The organism is Actinotalea ferrariae, assembly GCF_019733465.1.
Classification (GTDB): domain Bacteria; phylum Actinomycetota; class Actinomycetes; order Actinomycetales; family Cellulomonadaceae; genus Actinotalea; species Actinotalea ferrariae_A.
In genome coordinates this window covers 1-5,601 of sequence record NZ_JACVQL010000311.1, presented here as the reverse complement: position 1 = coordinate 5,601, position 5,601 = coordinate 1, and the positions used below count along the sequence as shown (strand labels likewise).

At 75.1% G+C, this 5,601-nt stretch carries 6 protein-coding genes; 1 reads left to right on the top strand and 5 read right to left on the bottom strand.

Annotated features, from left to right (window positions below; genetic code table 11):
• Positions 1-61: 61 nt before the first annotated feature.
• From ICW40_RS18670 to gatC, 5 genes are read right to left on the bottom strand one after another with little or no spacing between them, the layout of a single operon-like run.
• Positions 62-439 (bottom strand): YidH family protein, encoded by a 378-nt coding sequence (locus ICW40_RS18670; RefSeq protein ID WP_221655498.1) that lies wholly within the window; start codon positions 437-439, stop codon positions 62-64.
• 4 nt (positions 440-443) lie between these two features.
• Positions 444-1,085 carry a GNAT family N-acetyltransferase gene (locus ICW40_RS18665; protein WP_221655497.1) on the bottom strand — a complete coding sequence of 214 codons (642 nt, stop codon included), beginning with the start codon at positions 1,083-1,085 and terminating at the stop codon, positions 444-446.
• Between the two features lie 3 nt (positions 1,086-1,088).
• Positions 1,089-2,618, bottom strand: a complete 1,530-nt coding sequence (gene gatB, locus ICW40_RS18660; protein ID WP_221655496.1) for an Asp-tRNA(Asn)/Glu-tRNA(Gln) amidotransferase subunit GatB — start codon at positions 2,616-2,618, stop codon at positions 1,089-1,091.
• Positions 2,615-4,222 carry an Asp-tRNA(Asn)/Glu-tRNA(Gln) amidotransferase subunit GatA gene (gatA, locus tag ICW40_RS18655; RefSeq protein ID WP_221655495.1) on the bottom strand — a complete coding sequence of 536 codons (1,608 nt, stop codon included), beginning with the start codon at positions 4,220-4,222 and terminating at the stop codon, positions 2,615-2,617. The genes gatB and gatA overlap by 4 nt, the downstream gene beginning before the upstream one ends.
• A complete protein-coding gene (gene gatC / locus ICW40_RS18650; protein ID WP_221655494.1) occupies positions 4,222-4,518 on the bottom strand; it encodes an Asp-tRNA(Asn)/Glu-tRNA(Gln) amidotransferase subunit GatC in 297 nt (98 codons plus the stop codon). The genes gatA and gatC overlap by 1 nt, the downstream gene beginning before the upstream one ends.
• 161 nt (positions 4,519-4,679) lie before the next feature.
• Here gatC and ICW40_RS21225 point away from each other — a divergent pair.
• The coding region (locus tag ICW40_RS21225; protein WP_260459448.1) for a sensor histidine kinase at positions 4,680-5,601 on the top strand (922 nt) is incomplete at its 3' end.

Here is a 5,601-nt window from a genome sequence, read left to right as displayed (position 1 = left end):
GTCCGGCGCCACGCGAGGGCCGTCCGCTGCGGCTGCAGCCCCGGGTCCCCCTCGAGCCCGCTCACGCGAGCTCGGCGAGCGCGTAGCCGGCGAGCACTGCGGCCACGACGACGACCCCTCCCACGAGCAGCGGCAAGGTGCTGGGCGCCGGGAGCGGCTCGCCGAGGCGCAGGGCGCGCTCGGCCGCGCGCCACCCGCGCAGCGCGCTGACCGCGGTGAGCCCGCCGAGGACGCACAGGGCCGCGGCGACGACGTCGAGCAGCGCGGGCAGGGCCGCCGCCGTCGCGATCGAGGTCAGCGCGACGCCGCCCGCGACGAGCGCGAGGGCGGTGCGCACCCAGGCCAGGGCGGTGCGCTCGTTGGCGAGGCTGAACCGGGGGTCCGGGTCCGCGCCCACCCCGTAGACCGCCGCCGGCCGCCGCCGCCGCTCGCCGGTCACGACGTCAGCGGTCGTCGCCGCGCCGGGCGCGGCGCTCGGCCTCCGCGGCGCGGGCCGCCTCGGCGTCCCGCGCCCGGTGGGCCGCCTGCTCGGCACGAGCAGCCCGGTGGTCGTCCTCGAGGACGCCCATGAGGATCACGTCGCACCAGAACTCGCCGTCGCGGTGCGCCTCGCGCAGGCGCCCCTCCTCGACGAAGCCGAGCGACTCGTAGAGCATCCGCGCCCGCGGGTTGATGCTGAGCACGTCGAGCGAGACGCGGTGCAGGCCGAGGCCCTCGGGCGCCTCGGCGAACGCGTGGTCGAGCACGAGCTCGATCGCCTCGCCGCCGAAGCCGCGACCGCGCTGACCGGGTCGCAGCGCGAGGCGCAGGTTGGCGCTGGCGGCGTGGTCGTCGATCTCGTTGAGCACGATCTCGCCGAGGTACTCGTCCGAGCCGTGCGTGATCGCCCAGTCGTGCCGTCCCTCGCGCTCCTCCACCGTCGCGCACCACTCGTCGATCTGCTCGCGCGCGAACGTCTGCGTGGTGCCGGTCATCCGGGCCCCCTCAGGGTCCTCGGCGACCATCTGCCACATGTGCTCGGCGTCCTGCGGACCGATGGGCCGCAGGACGACGAGCTCGCCGGTCAGCACGGGCGTGGCGGCCACGGGTCAGCCCTGGCCGACGCGCTCGAGGACGAGCTCACGCACGCGCGCGGCGTCCGCCTGGCCGCGCGTCGCCTTCATGACGGCGCCGATGATCGCGCCGACCGGGCCGAGGTTCCCGCCGCGGATCTTGTCCGCGACGTCGGGCTGCGCGGCGAGCGCGTCGTCGACGGCGGCGAGCAGGGCGCCGTCGTCCGAGACGACCTCGAGGCCGCGTGCGGTGACGACCTCCTCGGGCGACCCCTCCCCCGCCAGGACGCCGGCGAGCACCTGACGGGCCAGCTTGTCGTTGATGCGACCCGAGTCGACGAGGCCCTGGAGCTGGCCGATCTGCTCGGGCGTCACGGGCAGGTCCGCGAGCTCGACGCCCTCGGTGTTGGCGGTCCGGGCGAGCTCGCCCATCCACCACTTGCGGGCCGCGGCCGGTGCGGCGCCCGCGGCGACCGTCGCCTCGATGAGCTCGATCGCGCCGGCGTTGACGACGTCGCGCATCTCGGCGTCGGCGTAGCCCCACTCCGTCTGCAGCCGACGGCGCCGCGCGACGGGGGCCTCGGGCAGCGTCGCGCGGATCTCCTCGACCCACGCGCGGCTCGGCGCGACGGGCACGAGGTCCGGCTCGGGGAAGTACCGGTAGTCCTCGGCGTCGGACTTGACCCGGCCCGACGTCGTCACGCCCGTGTCCTCGTGCCAGTGGCGCGTCTCCTGGATCACGGTGCCGCCCGCGTCGAGCACACCCGCCTGGCGCGAGATCTCGTAGCGCACGGCCCGCTCGACGGAGCGGAAGCTGTTGACGTTCTTCGTCTCGGTGCGCGTGCCGAGCGGCGCGTCGGGCGTCGGCCGCAGCGAGAGGTTGACGTCGGCACGGACGTTGCCGCGCTCCATCCGCGCCTCCGAGACGCCCAGCCCGCGGAAGATGTCGCGGAGCGTCTGCACGTAGGCCCGCGCGACCTCGGGCGCACGGTCCCCCATGCCCGTGATCGGCCGCGTGACGATCTCCACCAGCGGGATGCCCGCGCGGTTGTAGTCGACGAGCGAGTACTCCGCGCCGTGGATGCGACCCGTGGCGCCGCCGACGTGGGTGTTCTTGCCGGCGTCTTCCTCCATGTGCGCGCGCTCGATCTCCACGCGCACCACGGTGCCGTCGGCGAGCTCGACGTCGAGGTACCCGTCGAAGGCGATCGGCTCGTCGTACTGGGACGTCTGGAAGTTCTTCGGCACGTCCGGGTAGAAGTAGTTCTTCCGCGCGAAGCGGCACAGCTCGGCGATCTGGCAGTTGAGCGCCAGGCCGATCTTGATCGCCGACTCCACGGCCGTGCGGTTCAGCACGGGCAGCGCACCGGGCAGGCCGAGCGAGACCGGCGTCACCTGGGTGTTGGGGTCGGCGCCGAACTCGGTCGGCGCGGCGTCGAACATCTTGGTCGCCGTACCGAGCTCGACGTGCACCTCGATGCCGATCACAGGGTCGTACCGGCGGACCGCGTCGTCGTAGTCGACGAGCACGCTGCCCGCGGTGCCGCCGTGCGTGCTGGCGCTCATCGAACGCTCCCCTCTGCTGCTGTGGTGGTCGCGGCCGCGGCCGACGTCGGCAGCTCGGGCGCCCGGTCGAGCAGCGGGCCGCCCCACTGCGCCTCGAGCAGCGCCTCGAGCGCGGCCCCAACGCGGTAGAGCCGCTCGTCGGCCCGCGCCGGCGCGAGGATCTGGAAGCCGACCGGCAGGCCGTCGTCGGACAGGCCGTTCGGCAGTGACATGCCCGGGACGCCCGCGAGGTTCGCCGGGATCGTGGCGACGTCGTTGAGGTACATCGCCATCGGGTCGTCGAGCTTCTCGCCGAGGCGGAAGGCCGTCGTCGGCGCCGTCGGCGACACGAGCACGTCGGCCCGCTCGAACGCGGCCGTGAAGTCGCGCTGCACGAGCGTCCGGACCTTCTGCGCGCTGCCGTAGTAGGCGTCGTAGTAGCCCGCGGACAGCGCGTACGTGCCCAGGATGATGCGGCGCTTGACCTCGTCGCCGAAGCCCTGGCCGCGCGTGGCGGCCATCACGCGCTCGGCGGTGACCGGACCATCGGTCGGCTCGACGCGCAGGCCGAAGCGCATGCCGTCGAACTTCGCGAGGTTGCTCGAGGCCTCGCTCGGCAGGATGAGGTAGTACGCCGCGAGCGCGTACTCGAAGTGCGGGCACGAGACCTCGACGATCTCGGCGCCGGCACCGCGCAGGACGTCGAGCGACTCGTCGAAGCGCGCGCGCACACCCGGCTGGTAGCCCTCGCCGTTGAGCTCCGTCACGACGCCGACGCGCACGCCCGTGAGGTCGCCGGTCCGGCCGCGCAGCGCGGACTCGACGAGCGGGCCCACCGGCTCGGGCAGCGACGTCGAGTCGCGCCGGTCGTGGCCGCCGATGACCTCGTGCAGCAGCGCCGAGTCGAGCACGGTGCGCGTCACCGGCCCGGCCTGGTCGAGGCTCGAGGCGAGCGCGATGAGGCCGTACCGGGAGACGCCGCCGTACGTGGGCTTGACGCCGACCGTGCCCGTGACCGCGGCGGGCTGGCGGATCGAGCCGCCCGTGTCCGTGCCGATCGCGAGCGGGGCCTCGAAGCCGCCGACGGCGGCCGCGCTGCCGCCGCCCGAGCCGCCCGGGATCCGGTCGAGGTCCCAGGGGTTGTGCGTGTTGCCGTACGCCGAGTGCTCGGTCGACGAGCCCATCGCGAACTCGTCCATGTTCGTCTTGCCGAGGATCGGCATCCCGGCCGCGCGCAGGCGCTCGACGAGCGTCGCGTCGTACGGCGGGACCCAGCCCTCGAGGATGCGCGACCCGGCCGTGGTCGGCATGCCCTTGGTCACGACGACGTCCTTGACCGCGATCGGCACGCCCGCGAGCGCGTGCAGCGGCTCCCCGGCCGCGCGGCGTGCGTCGACGTCGCGTGCCGTCGCGAGCGCCTCGTCGTGGGCGACGTGCAGGAAGGCGTGCAGCGAGCCCTCGACCGCGTCGATCCGGTCGAGGTGCGCCTGCGTGACCTCGACGCTCGTGAGAGTGCCGGCGGCGAGCGCCTCGGCGAGCGCCGCCGCGCTCATGCGGGTCAGGTCGCCCGTGCTGCCCGTCGCGGCCCCGGTCGCGTCCTCACCGGCCAGGTGACGTCCCGCCATCAGTCCTCCTCCAGGATCTGCGGGACGGCGAAGCGGCCGCCCTCGGCGGACGGCGCACCGGCCAGCGCGTCGGCCACCGGCAGCGGCTCCTCGGGCACGTCGTCGCGGTAGACGTTCGTGAGGGGAAGCGGGTGGCTCGTCGCGGGGACGTCCGGGGTGGCGATCTCGCTGACCCGGGCGACCGACTCGACGATGACGTCGAGCTCGCCCGCGAGGCGCGTGAGCTCGTCCTGCGTCAGGTCGATCCGGGCCAGCCCCGCCAGGCGCGCGACCTCGTCGCGGTTGATGGTGGACATGGCGGGGAGTCTAGTGGGGCGCCCGCGGCGCCCCGGGGCGTCCGCGGGCGCCCCGGAGGCCCGGGGCGGTCGGCCACCCGGCGCGGGGTGGGGCTGGCCCTACCCTGGGTCCGCCGGTCCGCAGGATCGTGACCGGCGCCCGCCCTCGTGAGGATCGAGTCATGACCGATCAGACCCTCTCCCCGGCCCTTCCCGCCGCACCGGTACCGGTGCCCTCGGCGCGGCGCGCGGGCGTCGGCGCCCTCGCGCGCCGGACGCTGCGCGACACCGCGTACCTGCTCCCGACGTTCCCCATCGCGATCGCGTCGTTCGTCGTCCTCGTCACCGGCCTGTCGCTCGCCGCCGGTCTCCTCGTCATCGTCGGCGGCGTGCTCGTCGCGGTCGCGACGCTGTGGGCCGGCACCGCGTTCGGCGCCCTCGAGCGGGTGCGCCTCGCGGCGCGCGGCACCCAGCTCGCGCCCGTCGTCTACACGCGTCCCACGGGCGGCCTCCTGGCCCGCGCCCTCGCGACGCTGCGCGACCCCCGGCGCTGGGCGTCCGTGCTGCACGGCATCGGCGCGCTCGCGCTGGCGAGCGTCACGTGGTCGGTCGCGATCACGTGGTGGGCCGGCACGCTCGGCGGCCTCACGTACTGGTTCTGGTCCCGCTGGCTCCCCGCCGACAACACGGGCCTGGTGGAGCTGCTCGACCTGCCGGTGAGCGAGTCGGTGCTCAACCTCGTCTTCGGGCTGATCCTCCTGCTCACCATGCCGACGGTGCTGCACTGGTGCGCCGAGGCGCACGCCGGCTGGGCCCGCCTGCTGCTCACGGGTGCCTCGCGCGCAGCCCTCGCGGCCCAGGTGCAGGACCTCACCGAGCGCCGCTCCGTCGCCGCGGCGGCCGAGGCGCAGTCGTTGCGGCGGCTCGAGCGCGACATCCACGACGGCCCGCAGCAGCGCCTCGTGCGGATCGCGATGGACCTGTCGGTCGCCGAGCGCCGCCTCGCGGACGACCCGGAGGCCGCCCGCGCGCTGCTCGGCGAGGCCCGGACGCAGGCGGCCGAGACGCTCGCCGAGCTGCGGGCCCTGTCGCGCGGCATCGCAC

Bases quoted from the DNA above. Each gene is read 5' to 3' on its own strand.
- gatB (WP_221655496.1), bottom strand. From the start codon at position 2,618: ATGAGCGCCAGCACGCACGGCGGCACCGCGGGCAGCGTGCTCGTCGAC.
- gatA (WP_221655495.1), bottom strand. From the start codon at position 4,222: ATGGCGGGACGTCACCTGGCCGGTGAGGACGCGACCGGGGCCGCGACG.
- gatC (WP_221655494.1), bottom strand. From the start codon at position 4,518: ATGTCCACCATCAACCGCGACGAGGTCGCGCGCCTGGCGGGGCTGGCC.